The sequence below is a fragment of the Pedobacter jeongneungensis genome, assembly GCF_039538295.1.
GTDB lineage: Bacteria > Bacteroidota > Bacteroidia > Sphingobacteriales > Sphingobacteriaceae > Pedobacter > Pedobacter jeongneungensis.
Genome location: NZ_BAABBY010000006.1, coordinates 26,229 through 46,284 on the forward strand (window position 1 = coordinate 26,229; position 20,056 = coordinate 46,284).

Below are 20,056 nucleotides of genomic sequence, written 5' to 3' on the forward strand. Positions count from 1 at the left end.
AACTACCTTAACTTCTTAATGCTGGCATGGTTATGATAAATTTTTTTTTACCATTAAGGAGTTAAAGAACATTAAGGTTTGGTGCAAAAGGGTTTTCCAAAGATTTTAGCAGTGCAGATTAAAGGCTATAGGCTAGCCGCATCTATCTATGCACAATCAGCTTACATCTGGAGGAATCTTTCAAGACAGATTTAACTTCGCTGAGCACTTTGTGTTCTCGGCTTTCGTTGCACTCCGCTCGAAATTACGTTAGCTTTAAGAAAGTTAGACTATAATAATTTTCTTATCTACCTTAACTTCTTAATGATGAATGGTTATAAATAGGTTTTGGTTACCATTAAGGAGTTAAGAAACATTAAGGTTTGGTGCAAAAGGGTTTCCGAAGATTTTAATTGAGTATGTTGAAACGACACTTTCTAACCGCTACCCGCATCTACCCATGCACAATTAACTTACAATCTACCATTACTTTCTGGTAGTTCTGGATATCGATTTCTTTGTTGATCAGCTGAAGTAAAAGTTTAATCGCGTTTTCGCCTACCGATTCAGGGTTTTCTTCAATAGAGGCAATAGGCGGCGAATCGAGGTAACTGATAAACGAAGTGTTGCCAAAACCAATACATTCTATTTCGTTAAATTTAGGATGATTAATTGATCTCAGGTATTTTATTGCATCAAATAAAATAGGCTCTTTAAAGGCCACGAGGGCGGTAGGCATATTTTCAGGATTGGCAAAAAGATTCTTGATTGCTGAAATAGTATTTTCCTTGTCAAAATCAGTATAAGCTACCAATTCGGCCGAAAAAGGCACCTGGTTATCTTTTAAAGCATTTATATAACCATTAAAACGATCATGCGTAAAATTGATCATTTTAGGTCCGCCGAGGTAGGCAATCTTTTTATGGCCTCTGTCGATTAAAAATTTAGTGGCCTGGTAGCATCCCTGAAAGGTATTGCCCAATACTTTATGGCAACTTAAATTAAAACTCGGGTTCCGCGTGTAATAAACTACCGGGATACCCATGTTTTCGAACTGATCAAGGTGCGCAAAATCCTGCGTGTTTTTCGAAATGGCCACAATTAAACCATCAACACGGCTTCTCAACAGCATATTAGCAGATTGAATCTCTTTTTCCAGATCATCGTGAGATTGACTGATGATAACATTGTATCCATTTTGGGTAGCAAATTGCTCTACACCATAAATGCTGCGCGTAAAAAAGTGATCTAAAAGATTGGGTAAAATAATACCAATAATACGCGATTTTTTTTCCTTTAAGTTAATTGCCGATTTATTTGGCGTAAAATGCAGATCGCTAGCCATTTCCTGTACACGTTTCTTAGTGTACTCGTTTATAGTGGGATAGTTATTAAGGGCTTTTGATACTGTTGATACTGACATCTTTAACTTTTCAGCCAAGAACTTTAGTGTAACAGGGGTATTGTTCGTCATCTTTTCCAATCTCAATGCATAGATAAGAAAAAAAATCTAATTATTTCAAACGTTTGAAATGTAGTTTCAATGGATTTTATCGCCTTTTAAGCTATTTAAAAACACTTTTATCCCTTCAGCTTTTCTAAATTCGTTACCGCTAACACAAACTAACCAAATAAACATGATGAAATCATCCTACACTCACTTCAGTTTTAAAAGGGCTTTTACTGGAGTATCAGGTTTAGCTGGAGGCAACAACTTCGCTTTACCTCCAAAATATTACGCTTTAAAGACAAAATCGTACAATCCTCAGGATGCATAGGATCAGTTAACCGCCGTCTTCTTCTACCATGCCAATCTGATTTCTGAAAGGCAATATGATATAAACATTTTGAACAAGCTTAATGGATTTACCCAACGTAAATCTACATGGCTGAATATTAACCAGACATTAAATTTTAACCTAATAGATTTAATATTTTATAACAATTATGGATAGACTTTACAATTTGAAGAAGACGTTTACCTGCGTTGGATTTGAGAAAATTCAATGGGCTAAAGTGCTTTATACCTTAACTTTTCTTTTCCTGATCAGTTCTTCCCTCAATGTATTTGCACAGGGTACAATAACCGGTACGGTAAAAGACAGCAAGGGAATTACCTTACCGGGCGTAAGTGTAAGGGTTAAAGGCACCTCAATTGGCGCAGTAACCGATAATGACGGTAAGTTTTCAATTAAAGCGGCAGAAAATGCAACCTTAACTTTTACCTACATTGGTTATATCAATAAAGAGGTTGCAGTAAATAGTAAAAGTGCTTTAACCATTGTGCTCGAAGATAACTCTCAGGGCCTGGATGAAGTAGTGGTGGTTGGTTATGGTGCACAGAAAAAATCTACCTTAACGGGAGCCATTGCTCAGATCAACTCCGAAGAGATCATGAAATCGCCAACGCCAAACCCAACCAACAGTTTAATTGGTCGTTTACCTGGCTTACTGGCCGTACAAACCAGTGGTCAGCCGGGGGCAGATGGCGCCCAGTTAAAAGTGAGGGGTGTTGCCACTTACGGAGCCAATAACGCTGCAATTGTGGTGGTTGATGGGGTAGAACGTCCGAGTTTCTCAGATGTAGATGCCAGCGAAATTGAAACCATTACTGTGTTAAAAGATGCAGCTTCTACAGCTATCTATGGTATCCGTGGTGCGAACGGTATCATTGTAATTACCACCAAGCAAGGAAAAATCGGTGCGCCAAAAGTTACCTACACCGGTAATTATGCGTTGCAAACCTATACCGGTTTGGCGGTTGGTCTGCCGGCTTTAGAAAGTGCCACTTTGTTAAATCAATCTTACCTGAACGATGGTAAACCTGCATTTTTTACGGATGCGGAGATCCAGAAATTCAGGGATAAATCAGACCCGATCGGTTATCCTGATGTGCAGTGGTTTGATTATTTAACCAAAAAATATTATTCGCAAACACAGCATAATATTAATATCAATGGCGGAACAAAAATTGCCAAATATTTTGTTTCGGCAGGTTATGCTTTTCAGGACGGGATTTTCAAAAAGTTCGATTCGCCTTACGGAATTAATACAGTGCCAAATTATAACCGCTATAATTTCCGTTCGAACGTAGATTTAACGCTGAATAAAGATTTTACCGTTGGAATTAAGTTAGGCGGGCGTTTTGCCGACCGTTATCAGCCAGCGGGTTTAAGATCCTCTTCAGCATTCTCTTACGATACGATTGAAGGAATGATTTCGCGTATTCTGCAGGTTCCGGCTTATGCTTATCCTGTTACTTTACCTGATGGCAGAATTACAGCTAACCCGAATGTGGGTACCAATATCTGGAATCCTTATGCGGTTTTAACACGTTTTGGAACACGTAATGATGATAACAATACCATCGAAAGCACATTTAATCTGAATTATAAATTAGGATTTATTACCAAAGGATTAGGTTTTAAAACAGTATTCGGTTACGATTCTTATTATAACAATACCGAAAGAAGAAATGCCAACTGGGCGGCGTATGTATATAATCCGGCTACCGGTGAAGCTACTTTATCAACCGATACTCGTAACCGTGATGAGCCTTTAGGAGCCGTACAGGATGGCGGGGTTACTGAAGGCAGCACCAATATGAATTTACAGGCGGGGTTTGATTATAACCGCGATTTTGGAAAACATAATGTAAGCGCCTTATTACTGGGTACAAGACAGTTGATTAAATCAACAGGTACCACTGCATTTACCGCTCCTCCAAAAGCATCACAAGGTATTGCCAGCCGTGTGGCCTATAACTATAATGAACGTTATTTCGCAGAGTTCAATGCTTCTTACAATGGATCAGAAAATTTTGCACAGGGTTTGCGTTATGGTTTCTTCCCGGCAATATCGGCAGGGTGGACGTTAACCAATGAGCCTTTCTGGAAAAAGAATGATATTCTATCATATTTAAAAATCAGGGGTAGTTATGGTTTGGTTGGTAACGACAGAATTTCGGATAGCCGTTTTCTGTTTTTAACCAGTTATTCTACTTATACCACCACCACAGCTGGCGGTCAGGTAGCGCCATTCGGAAATCCAAATTCCATTACCAATTATCCAACCATTTTAATCAGGGATCCACAGTTTTTTGGTGCTACCGGAAACGATCTTGGCAACCCGATAGTAACCTGGGAAACCGGTACTAAACGCAACATTGGTTTTGAAGCCCGTTTATTTAAAGATAATTTAAGGGTTACGGTTGATTTATTTGATGAAACCAGAAGAGATATCTTAACGCCATCTCTAAGTGGTTCAGCTCTTTATGGGCATACTTATCCGAATTTCAACAAAGGTATTGTTTACAACAAAGGTTACGAGGTTGAACTCGATTACCAGAAACAGGTTGGAAGTGTAACCCTTGGTTTAAACGCCCAGTTGAGTTATTCGAAAAACAGGATTGTGGAAAATGATGAACCAGATGGTTTACCTCCGTCGTTGGTAAGAAAAGGAACCAGCGTAGGTCAGTTTTTTGGATATGTAACAGATGGTTTCTTCCAGTCGGCGGCTGATATTGCTGCTTCTCCAAAATTGCAGGGTTATTCTCCAATTCCGGGAGATTTAAAATTTAAAGATTTAGATGGCGATGGCATTATCACCAGTTTAGATCAAAAAGCAATTGGGCATACCAATACTCCAGAGTATGTATATAGCTTTAGTCCGCGTGTTTTGTATAAAGGATTTTCGCTTTCCGTATTATTTCAGGGTGTTGGAAACGTAAGCTCGAATGTAATTCTGAACGAACAGAACAATGGCCAGCAGATGTATCCTTTTATGCTCGATTCGTGGACCCCTGCAACTGCAGCAACCGCAACCTGGCCGGTTATACACGCAAGAGGAACAGCATCTTTAAACTATGCTTTAAACGATTTTACCTTACAGAATTCTTCTTATTTAAAAATCAGAAACGTAGAATTTGCGTGGAACTTACCTAAAGAGTGGGCCACCGCATTAAAGTTAAGCAACGTAAGGGTTTTTGTACAAGGGCAGAATCTTTACACCTGGACGAAGTATAAATTTTATACCGATCCTGAAAACGTAAACACCATTAATACTGCATTTCCATTGCAATCGATTTATCCAACATCAAAGGTGTACAATTTTGGTTTAAACGTTCAATTCTAAGAAAAATGAAACCATCATGAGCATGCCGCTCTCAAACAGTAATTAATATACTCATGATCGCTTCATCGCCGCTAAAAAAATATAAGCAAATGAAAAATTATAAAATATTTACAGTAATTCTTTTATTAACGCTCTTCTCTGTTTCTTGTAAAAAAGATTATTTAGAACGTACCCCGGGGGTTGCCATTAGTGAGGATGATATTTTTGCAGATCCGGCACTGGCCGCAAGATTTGCCGACAACGCTTACAACTATGTCATTACCAAATATGTACGCTTTAACGATCACCGTGGTTGTACCGCTCAGGCTTCAGATGAGGCCGTTTCAGGAAACTCAGAAGGTTCGGTAACTTCTTTAAACAGAGGTTTATATCATGATCATTCTAACGGACCATCGTTAAACGATATTTATGGCGTATGGAAACTGATGTATGCAGGCATTGCGGTAGAAAATAAAATGCTGGCCAGGATAGGAGAGGTACCTCCATCTCCAAATGCTTCTGTTCCGATTTTTGATGCCAAACGTGTAGAAGGCGAAATGCGTTTTCTGCGTGCATTATCTTATTTCGAGCTGACCAAAAGATTTGGTGGCGTACCCATTATCGATAAAGTTTATGCGGTAACCGACGATCTGAACAGTATCCCAAGGAGTTCTTTTGCCCAGGTAACCGATTTTATCTTAAAAGATATCGAAGTTGCCCTTACTAAACTTGGAACTGATGCTGATTATGGTGCATCTAATTATGGCCGCCCGACGCTGGGTGCTGCACTGGCTTTAAAAGCACGCGTATTACTATATGCTGCCAGCCCGTTAAACAATCCAAACAATGATAAAACCAAATGGCAGGCTGCTGCTACTGCTGCTGCTGAGGTAATGAAAGGTGTTGATGGTTTGGCTAAACAAGCTTATTCGCTGCAGGATAATTATGGAGAACTGTTAAATCTGCCAAACTCACCAGAATACATCATGATGAGGATTAAAGGGCCAACTCCTTTGGCTGGCGAAATGATGCAGGACTTTTCAATGTCGCCGGGTTCTGGTGGTGCACAGGGACAGATGAATCCTACTCAAAACCACGTAGACATGTACGAAATGGCCAATGGTAAAGCCATAACCGATCCTACTTCCGGTTACGATCCGAAAAACCCTTATTTAAACCGCGAACCACGTTTTTATAACAACATTATTTACAACGATTTAGCCTGGCAGGGAAGAAAAATCGAAATGTGGACTTCAACAGATGCCGGCGGTAAAGTTTCATATGGTAAAGATTACAGTACAACCATTACCTATACCGCAACACGTTACTATTGCAAAAAATACTGGCCGGAAGTTTACCGTACGGTTGGCGGAAGTACAACATTATTAAATTACCTGTATTTCCGTTATGGCGAAGTATTGCTGAACTATGCCGAAGCCCAGAATGAAGCAACCGGACCAGATGCAAGTGTTTATGCACAGCTTGTGGCACTGCGTAAACGTGCAAAGATTACTCCGGGTACCGGTACGTATGGTTATGGATTGAAAGACAACATGACCCAGGATGAAATGCGCATAGCAATCAGGCATGAACGTGCTATTGAGCTGGCTTTCGAAGATCACCGCTGGTATGATATTATGCGTTGGAAAATCGGTGCACAAACAATCGCTGTTCCGATGAAAGGCATGGACGTAGTAAAAAATACCAATGGTAGCTTTACCTATACGCCGATAGTGCTTGGTCCAACCTTCCAAAAAAGCTGGACAGAGGCGCAAAATCTTTACCCGATCCCCAGAGCAGAGATTTACAAAAGTAAAGGTGCCTTAATTCAAAATCCGGGCTGGGAATAGTTGATTAATCATAACGCTAAAAGATTTTCAAAATGAAATTTATAAAATCAAAATATATTATATGTCTCTTATTCATGATGGCAGGAATGCTGAGTGTTTACGGACAAAAACCTGATGAAAGTTTAACCATAACCGGAAAAGTTGTAGATCAGGATAAAAAACCGTTGCCTGGTGTAGCCATTTCCATTCAGGAAGATAAAACCAATAAAGCGGTATCTACAGGCACAGATGGTACCTTTTCTATTGATGCATCCAGCAGTGATGTACTGGTATTTAATTTTGTTGGCTACGGAACCATATTAAAGCCTGCAGCTGAGGTGAGTAAAGGTGATGTGGTATTAACCAAATCTTTGGTTGATGCCGGAGATGATGACCTGGTATATATCCCGTTTGGGGTAAGAAAAAGGAGAGAGGTTACTGCAACCATCAGTACCATCAAAGCAGAAAATCTGCCTCAGATCCCCTCATCTTCCTTAACCAATGTTTTTACTGGTCGTTTAGCAGGTTTAGCCGTATATCCAAGTGGCTCACAGCAACCAGGATACGATGCATCGAGTTTTTTAGTTCGGGGTCGCTCATCTTACAACAGCAATCAGGAACCTTTGGTTATCGTTGATGGTATTGAAAGGGATTTTACCTCGATGGATTTAAATGAAATTGAAAGCGTAAGTGTTTTAAAAGATGCCGCAACACTGGCCTGGTATGGCATGTATGGCGGTAACGGCGTAATTTATGTGAAAACACGCCGCGGCAGTGCAACTTCTACCAAAGTAAGTTTCGATGCACAGGCTGGTTTACAGGCGCCGTTGCAGATTACAGCACCTTTAGATGCTTACTCTTATGCTACACTTTATAACGAAGCCGCTATTAATAGTGGTGGTACAGCAGTTTACGGTCCGGCAGCTTTACAGGCCTACCAAGATGGTTCTGATCCGATAAAATACCCTAACAACAATTTCGTACGCGATTTTACCAAAAAAGTGGCCCCTACACAGCGTTATGTGGCATCGGTAACAGGTGGTAATGCTTTTATCAAGTATTACACCGTGTTAAGTGCTTATCAGCAAGGTGGTTTTTATAAAGGTGGCAATAGCGAAACTTATGACGCCAATACCGATTTTAGCCGTTATAACCTCCGCACCAATTTAGATCTCCATGTAAATAAAAATTTGGATGTTGCTTTAGATATTGGCGGTAGGATTACCACTCTGACTTTCCCGAATGCAGGTACAGGAACTTTTTTAACTGCGGTATATTCTACCCCGGCAAATGCTTTCCCAATCTTAAATCCTAACGGATCATACGGCGGAACATCTGTTTATCAGCAAAGTAACCCGTTAGCCATGTTGCAATCGAGAGGTGCTAGTACCGATTTAATGCGGAACATGATTGCAACCATCAGTGCCCGCCAAAAAATGGACGGCATTTTAAAAGGTCTATCTGGCGAGGTTTTTTATGCTTATGATATTGCAGGCTTGTACCGCTCGGGTTTTGCAGAAACTTATGCAACTGCAGTACTTAATGCCGATGGTACTTATTCGCCATTTGGTACAGCAAGTAAGGTAAATTACCAGGGCAATGCCTTTTCTGGTAATGTGAAAAAAAGTGAGTTCTGGGCAGGTTTAGATTATAACCGTACTTTCGGTAAACACGATATTAAATTCTCAACCAGGGTTTCGAGGGCAAATCTGTCTTCTTTCGGAAGTTTGGATGTACGCAGGGAAGGCTGGTCTAACCGCCTGTCATACAATTTTATCCAGCGTTATTTTGTTGATGTAACTGCAAATTATTCGGGATCGGAAAATTTTGCACCTGGTAAAAGATATGGGTTTTTTCCTGCCGCATCAGCCGGATGGATTATTTCTGATGAGAATTTCATGAAAGGATCCGCCAGCTTCCTAGATCTGTTAAAAATCAGGGGCTCTTATGGTTTAGTAGGTAACGATGCCATTGGCTCAGCCAGAAGATTTGCCTTTAACGATTTCTACAGCAGAAGTACAACCGGATATAATTTTGGTACTGCTTTTACAGGAGTAAGCGGTACCGGGCAACTGGCCTTGGCTAATCCCGATTTAACCTGGGAAAAAGCCTATAAAACCAGTCTGGGTTTCGATGCCAGGTTGTTTAAACAATCATTATCCATCAGTGCCGATTATTTTTATGAGGACAGAAAAGATTTAACTACCGCTTCTTTATTGCCAAGTTTACTCGGACAGAGTTTAATTTACGTGAACGAAGGAGAAGCTGAATACAGAGGCTTTGAAACCGGCATAAACTACAATAAAAAAATAGGCGCAGTAAACCTGAACGTTTTTGGAAACTTTACCTATAACGTAAGTAAAATCCTTGCCATAAACGAAGGAGCTGGTTTGCCATCTTATCAAAAACAGTTAGGTCACCCCATTTCGAGCGTAATTTCGCCTGCTGCAACGGCAACTACCGGGGCAGGGTATATCTCAACCATGTTAATCTCTAATGGGATCTTCCAATCGCAGGCAGAGATCGATGCTTCACCAAAACAGATGTTATCAGGTTCTGTAAAACCAGGTGATATCAAATATGTGGATCAGAATGGCGATGGTTTGATTAACGATCTTGATAGGGTAAGAACCGATTTCAACTTTGTGCCAAAAGCATTCTTTGGCTTTGGTGCTTCGGTATCCGTTAAAAATTTCGACCTGAATTTCTTGTTCCAGGGCACCAGCGGCCGTTCCATTACCATCCAGAATCTGGTTAACTCAGGTAATGCCAATAATGGTTACCTGAGCCAGTTTAGTGTAGATAGATGGACTCCAAGTAACCCAGGTGCACCTTATCCGAGGTTATTATTAACTGATAGGGGAAACAACACGGCGAATTCGGATTTCTGGATCCGCTCCGGCGATTACATCAGGTTAAAAAATGTTGAACTGGGTTATTCATTATCCCCGGCATTTATCAAAAGGTTAAAAATCTCCCAACTCCGTTTTTATGTGGGTGGCTTAAACCTGTTAACCTTTGATAAACTTGGCGACCTGCCCATCGATCCGGAATTGCCTGAATCAGGATACAACGCTTCATATCCTTATATGAAAATTTATTCCCTGGGCTTGAACCTGAAATTTTAAAAGATAAGGCAATGAAACATCATGGTTTTACAACTTTCTAATAGATATGCTTAAAATCACGATCGCTTCATCACCGTTGAAATAAATAAAAAAAGATGAAAAAAAATATATTTTATCCAATCCTGGCCTTTGTACTTTTACAGGTAGCAGGGTGTAAAAAAGATGACTTCCTTCAGGATGGATCTTTTAGCGGGACTAACGATATTACCGAGGCACAATTATGGGCCAATCCTGATTATGCAAGAAATTTCCTGAATAATGTATATTCTGTTGTTTCAGACCGGTATAATTTAGGCGATGGCGCATTGCTGGCCTCCGGAACGGACGAAGCAGTGAATTCCAACCTCAATGCGTCAATTTCTACCATAAATAATGGCACGTGGAGCCCGGTTAGAACCTTTGATGATGTTTACGTAGATATGTATGTAGGCATTAGAAAAGCCAATATGTTTCTCGAAAAAATCGATGCGGCTGCAATTGTTCCGATTGATGAAGTTTTGCCGGCAAACGTGGCCGAAAATCAAACTTTAGCCTCGCAAATTGAGCGTTTAAAAGGTCAGGCTTATTTTTTAAGGGCCTTTTTCGAATTCGAACTGCTTAAACGTTACGGTAGCTTCGCCATTGTAACCAAAACTTTAACCATTAACGACAAACTGGATGTACCAAGAAATACTTTCGATCAATGTGTGGCACAGATTTCTGCAGATTGTGAGAGCGCTATAACTTTATTACCGCTTTCACCGACTGAGTGGAATACCACCAACAGGGGCAGGGCCACAAAAACCTCAGCCATGGCACTTAAATCGAGGATGTTATTGTATGCAGCCAGTCCGCAATATAACCCGACAAATGATGTTACCAAATGGCAGGCTGCGCTTGATGCAGCTAAAAGATTGATGGATACCGGTAAGCATGGTATCTACTCTTCCTATCCAAATATTTGGTTGTGGAATGTATCAGGAGCAGCCTATAACACCGAAGTGATTTTTGCTACACAAACCCTCAATACCAATTCAATCGAAAGCACCAATGCACCTGTGAGTTACGATGGTGCAACCGGCCGTACCAACCCGACTCAGGAAATGGTTGATGCCTTCGAAATGAAAACAACAGGAAGGCCAATTACCGATGCTGCATCAGGTTATTCTGCAACAGCGCCATACACCAACCGCGATCCACGTTTAAACTTTGCGGTAATGTACAACGGTTCTACTTTTAAAAGTAAACCTGTAGAAACTTTTGTGGGCGGGAAAGATGGTTTAGGCCTAAACGTTAATGCCACTAAAACAGGTTATTACATGCGTAAATATTTAAGTGAAAGTGCCGTTTGGGCAGGTACAGCGACAAATATCCGTCGCCCTTGGATTTTGTTCAGGTACGCAGAAATTCTTCTAAATTATGCTGAAGCTATAAATGAAGTGCAGGGCGTAGCCGGACAAACCGAAGTTTTAAGGGTTTTAAACCTGATCCGTAACCGACCAGGTGTAGTGATGCCTGCATTGCAAACTACCAATGCTGCGGGTAACGGTTATGTGGCGCCAACAAAAGATGAATTGCGTAAAAGAATCCATAACGAGCGCAGGGTAGAGCTTTGTTTCGAAGAACACCGCTTTTACGATGTCCGCCGGTGGAAAGAAGGAGAAGCTACCTTTAACAAACCAGTTACCGGAATGCGCATCGTGCAGTTAACGCCAACTACTTTTAGTTACACACCGTTTACGGTAGAGAACCGGGTATTTGCGGCAAGAAACTACCTGTATCCGATTTCACAATCAGAACTAAACAAAGCTCCGAGCCTGGGACAAAATCCGGGATACCAGTAAAAAACTAGATTTTGCTCAAATTTAGGCGGGCGGTGGAAACACCGTCCGTTAATTAATTGTTAGTTTTGGGAACGATCAATTAATTAATATTAAAACTTAAGTTATGCTGAAAACAACCTATAGCGTATTTTTAATCTGCTTTTCGCTCCTTTCTTCAATCAGTTACGGTCAGGTTACTGCTATACAGAATATCCAGGGACGTAAGATCCAGAGCCTTAACGGCAAATGGAACTATATTATAGATCCTTACGAAAATGGTTATTACGATTACCGCCATGATCCTTTCGATCAGTCGAAAACCGGAACAGGTGGCTATTTTGACGATAAAGTTCAGAAAGATAAATCTGAACTGATTGAGTACGATTTCGATCATTCACCACAAATGAATGTACCCGGCGACTGGAATTCGCAATCAGAAAAGCTGGAACTTTACGAGGGCAATATCTGGCTGCGCAGAAAGTTTGATGCCAAACCCGAAAAAGGAAAAAGGTATTTCGTGTACTTCGGTGCCGTAAATTACGAGGCGCATGTTTATTTAAACGGCAAAAAACTGGGTGTACACAAAGGTGGTTTTACGCCTTTCCAGTTTGATGTTACCAATAATTTAAAAGCGGGCGAAAACTCAATCGTACTTAAGGTTGATAATATCCGCAAGCAGGACGAAATCCCAACTGTTAATACCGATTGGTGGAATTATGGCGGCATTACCCGCGATGTTTTCTTAGCAGAATTTCCGGAGCATTTTATCAACGATTATAAACTTCAACTGGTTAAAGGAAACAAAAACCTGTTAAATTTCTCAGTAAAACTGGCTGATGCAACTGCAGGGCAGGAAATTACCTTATCTATCCCGGAATTAAAATTAGAGAAAAAATACAAAACGGACGCTGAAGGTAAAGTTGCTGACGAATTTACCTGGAACAACCTCAGTTTATGGTCGCCTGAAAGTCCGAAACTATATGGCGTAAACATTAAAACTGATAAAGAAAATATTAGCGATAAAATTGGTTTCAGAACCATTCAGGTGGCTGGCGACAGCATTTTATTAAACGGTAAATCTGTTTTCCTTCGAGGAATTTCCATTCACGATGAGAATCCATTATTAGCCGGTCGTTTACGTTCAGAAGGCGATATGCGCATGATGCTGCAATGGGCAAAGGATATGAACTGTAATTATGTTCGTTTGGCACATTATCCGCACAATGAAGAAATGATCCGTTTGGCCGACGAAATGGGCTTACTGGTTTGGGCCGAAGTTCCGGTTTACTGGACCATCAGCTGGACAAATCCTGCAACCTATGCCAATGCGAAGCAACAACTTACTGATTTAATTGTACGCGATAAAAACAGGGCTAGTGTAATTGTTTGGTCTATCGGTAACGAAACGCCATTAAGCGATGCCCGTTTAAGCTTCATGAGCAACCTGGCAGAAACTGCACGCTCTTTAGACGATACCCGTTTGGTAGCTGCTGCTTTAGAAGTTCACCGCGATGGGAACAACATCATTTTGAACGATCCGCTGGGCGAAAAAATCGACCTGGTGAGTTTTAACGAATATGCTGGCTGGTATTGGGGTGGTAATCCTTCAGAAATCACCAAATATAATTTTGATATCAAGTATAAAAAACCAGTGGTGATTACCGAATTTGGTGGCGATGCCCTTGGTGGTTTCCATGCCGATGAAAATACCCGCTGGAGCGAAGAATATCAGGAAGCCCTATATAAAAACCAGATTACTTTATTAAGTAAAATTGGTGCTTTACGCGGAATGACGCCCTGGATCTTAACAGATTTCAGGTCGCCGAGAAGACAACACCCTATCTATCAGAATTTCTGGAACCGTAAAGGATTAATCAGCGAAACAGGCAAGAAAAAGAAAGCTTTCTTCGTACTGAAAGATTTTTACGACCAGATGCAGGTCAAATACAAATAAATGATGAACAGATTAAAGAAAATTAGTTTTGCTTCGAAAATCATGATTTCGATGTCGCTGTTAACCATCTCCTGTGCAAAATATAAAAGCACGAGTATCGATCCCGGGATGGTAAAATCAGCAAAGTTAACAGAAGAAATTACATTAAAAAGTATGCCTTTTCCCATGGGAGCAGCTGTTAACGTCAGTCTTTTAAAAAGCAATACTAACTACCGCAATCTGGTTATTAAAGAATTTAGTAGTGTTACGGCAGAAAATGCCATGAAATTTGCATCCGTACATCCTTCAAAAGATACTTATACCTGGAGCGATGCCGATTACGTGGTTGATTTTGCCGTAGCCAATGGAAAAAGAATCCACGGACATACCTTAAACTGGTATAAATCATTGCCTGATTGGGTAAATAATTTTCAGGGAAGCACTGCCGATTGGGAAAATCTTTTGAAAACGCATATTCAAACGGTTGTCGGGCATTTCAAAGGCAAAGTAACTTCATGGGATGTGGTAAACGAAGCTGTTAACGAGGATGGTACCTTACGTAACAGCATCTGGCTTCAGAAATTAGGTCCTGATTATATCGGAAGGGCATTTCAGTATGCGCACGAAGCAGATCCGAATGCCTTACTTTTTTACAATGATTATGGACACGAATTTGGCCCCACCAAGCGTACGGCTATTTTAAATCTGGTTACCGGTCTTAAAAATAAAGGTATCCCGATTGATGGCATCGGCATCCAGATGCATACCCGCGTAACCCAAACCGATGCCAATTTAACTGCTGCCATAACTACGGCTGCTGCTACAGGTTTAAAAATCCATATTTCGGAAATTGATATTGCCCTCAACCCGGATAATATACCATCGATGACTTACACCACAGCGTTGGGCGAGCAACAAGCCGCAAAATATAAAACCATTGTTAAAGCTTATAATGCCATTCCAAAAAATCAGCAGTATGGCATTACCCAATGGAATGTAACCGATGCCGATAGCTGGATACCATCAAACTATAACCGCCCTGATTGGCCATTGCCTTTCGATGCGCAATATCAGCGAAAAGCAGCTTACCAGGCCATTTTAGACGCAGTTAAATAGCAGAAATACCCAATATGAAAAGATATTTACCATTAGCCTTAATTTTAGGAATATCCCTTTCCGCTTCGGCACAGGATAAAAAGATCGAAAAGAAAATCGATTCGGTTTTAAAACTGATGACCCTGGACGAAAAAATCGGTCAGCTAAACCAATATACCGGAGATCGCGATGCAACCGGACCGATAACCAATAATCCGAATAAGTTAAAAGATATCCGCGATGGTAAACTGGGTTCGATGCTTAACGTACGGGGAGCCAAAGAAACCCGCGAAGTACAGGAAGTAGCCATGCAATCGCGGATGAAAATTCCTTTGATTTTCGGTTTGGATGTCATCCATGGTTACCGCGTTACCTTTCCCATTCCTTTGGCCGAAGCAGCCAGCTGGGATCTGGCCGAGATAGAAAATGGTGCAAGGGTTGCTGCACGCGAAACTGCAGCATCAGGTGTGCACTGGACATTCGCACCCATGGTTGATATTGCCCGCGATCCGCGTTGGGGAAGGGTAATGGAAGGTGCTGGAGAAGATACTTACTTAGGTTCTAAAATTGCTTTTGCCCGTGTTAAAGGTTTTCAGGGTAAAGGTTTAGGCAATCTGGATGCTGTGATGGCCTGCGCGAAACACTTCGCCGCTTATGGAGCCGCCATTGCAGGCAGGGATTATAATGCGGTTGATATGAGCGAGCATACGTTGTGGGAAACCTATCTACCGCCATTTAAAGCCGCTGTTGATGCTGGTGCTGCCACTTTTATGAACTCGTTTAACACTTTAAATGGTATTCCGGCTACTGGTAGCCGTTATCTGCAACGCGATATTTTAAAAGGACAATGGAAATACCAGGGTTTTGTGGTGAGCGATTGGGGATCGATAGGTGAAATGATTGCCCACGGTTACGCAAAAGACAAAGAACAGGCCGCCGAACTGGCTATAAAAGCGGGTAGCGATATGGATATGGAAAGCAGAAGTTATCTGCCAGGCCTGGCCAAATTGGTTGCCGATAAAAAAGTGCCAATTGCTTTAATTGATGATGCCGTAAGAAGAGTTTTACGCAAGAAATTCGAGTTGGGTTTATTTGATGATCCATACCGTTTCAGTGATGTAGCACGTCAGGAAAAAGAGATCAATTCTGCTGAAAACAGAAAGGCTTCTTTAACCATGGCTGAAAAAAGTATTGTGCTCTTAAAAAATGAGAAAGAGATTTTACCGCTATCTAAAAACCTTAAAAAGATCGCTGTAATTGGTCCCCTTGGCAAATCAGAAAAAGATATGCAGGGTTTTTGGTCCATTGCCTGGGAAAAAGATAACCTAATTTCACTTTATCAGGGTTTAAAAAACAAAGTAGGTAATCAAACTGAATTACTTTATGCAAAAGGTTGCGAACTGGCCGATTCTTCAAAAGCGGGTTTTGCCGAAGCAGTAGCAGTAGCCAAACAAGCTGATGTAGTTGTAATGGCTGTTGGTGAAGCCTTTGATATGAGTGGCGAGGCTAAAAGCAGGGCAAATATCCACATTCCTGGCGTACAGGAAGACTTAATCAAGGCCATTCAGGCTACCGGTAAACCCGTTGTAGTTCTGGTAATGGCTGGTCGTCCGTTAATTTTTAACTGGACAGCCGATAACGTTTCTGCCATTATGTACACCTGGTGGTTGGGAAGCGAGGCGGGTAATGCAATGGCCAATGTGCTTTATGGCAATTATAACCCATCTGGTAAATTACCGATGACATTTCCAAGAGATGAAGGACAGATTCCTTTGTATTACAATTATTTAAGTACTGGCCGCCCGGCTAAAAACGATAAAGATACCCGCTACCGTTCTGCTTATTTAGATATGCCGAACAGTCCGAAATTTGCATTTGGTTATGGCTTGAGTTATACCACTTTCGATTATACTGATTTGGCAGTAAGCAAAACACAGATCAAACCAGATGAGAAGATAACCGTAAGTTTTACTTTAAAAAATACTGGTAAATATGCTGGAGAAGAGGTAGTTCAATTGTATTTGCAGGATAAGTTTGCTTCGGTGGTACGTCCGGTTAAAGAACTGAAAGATTTTCAGAAAGTAATGCTGAAAGCAGGAGAAAGTAAAACCATTACGTTCACAATTGATAAAGAAAAGCTTTCTTTTTATAACCAGCAGCTTAAATGGGGTGCCGAAGCAGGCGATTTTAAATTAATGATCGGAACAGCTTCCAACAACATTAAACTGGAAAAAGATTTTACGTTGTTATAGCCAGGGAGGTACGAATAATATAACTTTTCCGTGCCTTCCGTGCATCCGTGGCAAAAAAATAGTTGGTTAGCCACGGAGACACGGAAGAAATATTTGATAAAAAACAAATGGTTCGTGGAGACACGAACCATGGCATGCAGATAACCATCGTGTTAAAAAAATAAACAAATGGTCTGTGAGGACACAGACCATGGATAAAAACTTAGTGTCTTCGTGCCTTGGTGGTCAAAAAAACATACCCTGGCAACACGAACCAGATAAACTGAATTGAAAAACTAAACGAATGTTAAAAGCGAAATCACTTTTATTACTATTTATTGCAGCTGCTACAGGCTTAACCAGCTTTGCCCAGGATGCAGGCCGGAAAACCATCAGCCTGAACGATCAATGGGAATTTAATAAAGAAAACGGACCGGTTGAGAAAGTAACTATCCCACATACCTGGAACGATAAAGATGTGTTAGATGATGCAGCTGGTTATTACCGAGGTATGGGTATTTATAAACGTAAATTAAAACTCGACGAAACCGCAAAAGGAAAAAACATTTTTTTAATTTTTAATGGCGTAGCACAAGAAGCCGAAGTATTGGTTAACGGTAAATCTGCTGCTAAACACATTGGCAGTTATACCCATTTTATCGTTCCCATTTCTCCCTATTTAAATTATAAGGATGATGTTATCGAAGTAAGGGCAAATAACCGTTTTAATGAAGATATTCCACCATTAACTGCCGATTTTACTTTTTTTGGTGGTTTATACAGAAATGTAACGCTATTAATTACCAACCCCGTTCATTTTTCGCAAAAAGAAAACGGAAGCAATGGCATTTTCATTACTACGCCTCAGGTTTCGGCTTCAACCGCTAGTGTACAGGTTAAAAGTTCAATCGATAACGCCTCGGCAGTTAACAAAAAAGTACAGGTAATTACCACCATTTTCGATGCGAAAGGCAATACCATTAGCAATCAGACTACTGCTGTAAATATCAATAAAGGTGGCAATATGGTTGTGATTCAGGATATTAAGTCTGTTCAGAAACCCCAATTATGGTCGCCGGAAAATCCTTATCTATACCGTGTGGTGACTAAAATTATCGATCCTAAGACCAAATCCGTAATCGATCAGGTTTCTAATCCATTGGGTTTCCGCTGGTTTAAATTTGATGCCGAAAAAGGATTTTTCTTAAACGATAAAGCCGTAAAAATAATCGGTGCAAGCCGTCACCAGGACTACGAAAACAGAGGCAATGCTACTCCTGATGCTTTGCAGATCAGAGATATCGAGCTGCTTAAAGCCATGGGAGGCAACTTTTTAAGGGTAGCGCATTATCCGCAAGATCCGCAGATTTTAGAAGCCTGCGACCGCCTGGGTATTTTAGCTTCGGTAGAAATTCCGGTGGTAAACACCATTACCGAGAGCGAAGCTTTTACCAATAACTGTTTGAACATGCAGACGGAAATGATCAAACAGAATTTCAATCACCCCAGTATCATCATTTGGGCCTACATGAATGAGATTTTGCTGCGTTTAAAATTCTCGAATGATAAACCCCGTCAGCAGATTTATTTTGATCATGTACGCCAACTGGCCCAAAAACTGGACAGTTTAACCCGTAAACAGGATCCATCGAGATACACCCTGCTGGTTAATCACGGTGCCTGGGATATTTATAACAAAGTGGGTTTAACAAAAATACCGATGATTGTAGGCTGGAATTTATATTCGGGCTGGTACTCGGGTGTTCCGGAAGATTTCGGGAAATTTTTAGACCGCCACCATAAAGAATTACCCAATACACCTTTCATGGTTACCGAATATGGTGCTGATGCCGATCCGCGGATCCGTTCGTTTTCGCCTATCCGTTTCGATAAAAGTGTAGAGTACGGCATCAAATTTAACCAGGTTTATTTAAATGCCATGTTGAGCAGGCCTTTTGTAGCCGGTGGCGAAGCCTGGAATTTAGCCGATTTCAACTCCGAAACCCGCGAAGAAACCATGCCACATATCAATAATAAAGGGCTGTTAACCATTGGTCGCGAGCCAAAAGACACTTATTTCCTTTATCAGGCTTATTTATTGGGCAAACCATACCTCAAAATTACTTCAGCGCAATGGAAAGATAGAACAGGAACTGCAGATTCTGCCGCTTTAACGAGCACGCAGCCGGTTCAGGTTGCTACAAACCAAAAATCGGCCGAACTTTTTGTGAATGGTAAAAGTTTGGGTGTAAAAGATGCTGTTGACCATATTATGGACTGGCAGGTGCCTTTTGTTAATGGAAAAAATCAGTTACGTGTGGTTTCAGGCGATCAGAGCGATCAGGCCGATATCAACTTTCAGTTACAACCATTTAAATTTAACGATGCCAATATTCCTTTTAAAAACATCAACATCCTTTTAGGGTCTAAACGTTTTTATATCGACGAAAAAGAACATCAGCTTTGGATGCCCGATCAGCCTTATAAAGCTGGTGCATGGGGCTGGATAGGCGGCGATCCTTACAAGGGAACCAATAACCGCATTACCTATGGCAGCGACAAAAATATTTTAGGTACCGATAACGATCCTGTTTTTCAAACTCAGCAGGTAGGCATTAAACAGTTTAAATTCGATGTTCCCGATGGTGAATACGAACTGGCACTTTACTTTGCCGAGCTGGTTGGTGGCGAAACCAAAGAAGCTTTGGCTTATAATCTGGATAACAACCATAAAAAAGAAGTAGAGGAGCAGCGCATTTTTGATGTTTCGATTAATGGAACAGCATTTTTGCCAAAACTGAACCTCGCTGCTGATTTTGGTTATACCACAGCGGTTAAAAAAACAACGAGGATCACGGTACAAAATGGTAAAGGCATTTCAATTGATTTTAATGCGATCGAGGGTAAGCCGGTTTTAAATGCTGTTCAGCTTAGAAAAATTTACTAA

General features: G+C 40.9%; 10 protein-coding genes. 9 read left to right on the forward strand and 1 reads right to left on the reverse strand.

Going from position 1 to position 20,056, the window contains the following annotated elements:
* Positions 1-433: 433 nt before the first annotated feature.
* Positions 434-1,453, reverse strand: a complete 1,020-nt coding sequence (locus ABD769_RS12420) for a LacI family DNA-binding transcriptional regulator (RefSeq protein WP_344851737.1) — start codon at positions 1,451-1,453, stop codon at positions 434-436.
* Positions 1,454-1,616: 163 nt separating this feature from the next.
* Here ABD769_RS12420 and ABD769_RS12425 point away from each other — a divergent pair, with 163 nt between their 5' ends.
* The 9 genes from ABD769_RS12425 (at position 1,617) to ABD769_RS12465 (ending at position 20,056) form a co-directional block, all read left to right on the forward strand.
* On the forward strand, positions 1,617-1,757 hold the full coding sequence (locus ABD769_RS12425; RefSeq protein WP_344851738.1) for a hypothetical protein: 141 nt from the start codon (positions 1,617-1,619) through the stop codon (positions 1,755-1,757).
* A gap of 169 nt (positions 1,758-1,926) precedes the next feature.
* Positions 1,927-5,112, forward strand: coding sequence for a SusC/RagA family TonB-linked outer membrane protein (locus tag ABD769_RS12430; protein ID WP_344851739.1), 3,186 nt, complete (start codon positions 1,927-1,929; stop codon positions 5,110-5,112).
* Positions 5,113-5,201: 89 nt separating this feature from the next.
* A complete protein-coding gene (locus tag ABD769_RS12435) occupies positions 5,202-6,941 on the forward strand; it encodes a RagB/SusD family nutrient uptake outer membrane protein (RefSeq protein WP_344851740.1) in 1,740 nt (579 codons plus the stop codon).
* 32 nt (positions 6,942-6,973) lie between these two features.
* Positions 6,974-10,048 (forward strand): SusC/RagA family TonB-linked outer membrane protein, encoded by a 3,075-nt coding sequence (locus ABD769_RS12440; RefSeq protein WP_344851741.1) that lies wholly within the window; start codon positions 6,974-6,976, stop codon positions 10,046-10,048.
* A 95-nt stretch (positions 10,049-10,143) separates the two neighbouring features.
* Positions 10,144-11,871: a RagB/SusD family nutrient uptake outer membrane protein gene (locus tag ABD769_RS12445; protein ID WP_344851742.1), complete on the forward strand. Its 1,728-nt coding sequence runs from the start codon at positions 10,144-10,146 to the stop codon at positions 11,869-11,871.
* A 103-nt stretch (positions 11,872-11,974) separates the two neighbouring features.
* Positions 11,975-13,804, forward strand: coding sequence for a glycoside hydrolase family 2 protein (locus tag ABD769_RS12450; protein ID WP_344851743.1), 1,830 nt, complete (start codon positions 11,975-11,977; stop codon positions 13,802-13,804).
* On the forward strand, positions 13,805-14,899 hold the full coding sequence (locus ABD769_RS12455) for an endo-1,4-beta-xylanase (protein ID WP_344851744.1): 1,095 nt from the start codon (positions 13,805-13,807) through the stop codon (positions 14,897-14,899).
* Between the two features lie 14 nt (positions 14,900-14,913).
* Positions 14,914-17,130 carry a beta-glucosidase BglX gene (gene bglX, locus ABD769_RS12460; protein WP_344851745.1) on the forward strand — a complete coding sequence of 739 codons (2,217 nt, stop codon included), beginning with the start codon at positions 14,914-14,916 and terminating at the stop codon, positions 17,128-17,130.
* Between the two features lie 283 nt (positions 17,131-17,413).
* Positions 17,414-20,056: a glycoside hydrolase family 2 TIM barrel-domain containing protein gene (locus ABD769_RS12465; protein ID WP_344851746.1), complete on the forward strand. Its 2,643-nt coding sequence runs from the start codon at positions 17,414-17,416 to the stop codon at positions 20,054-20,056.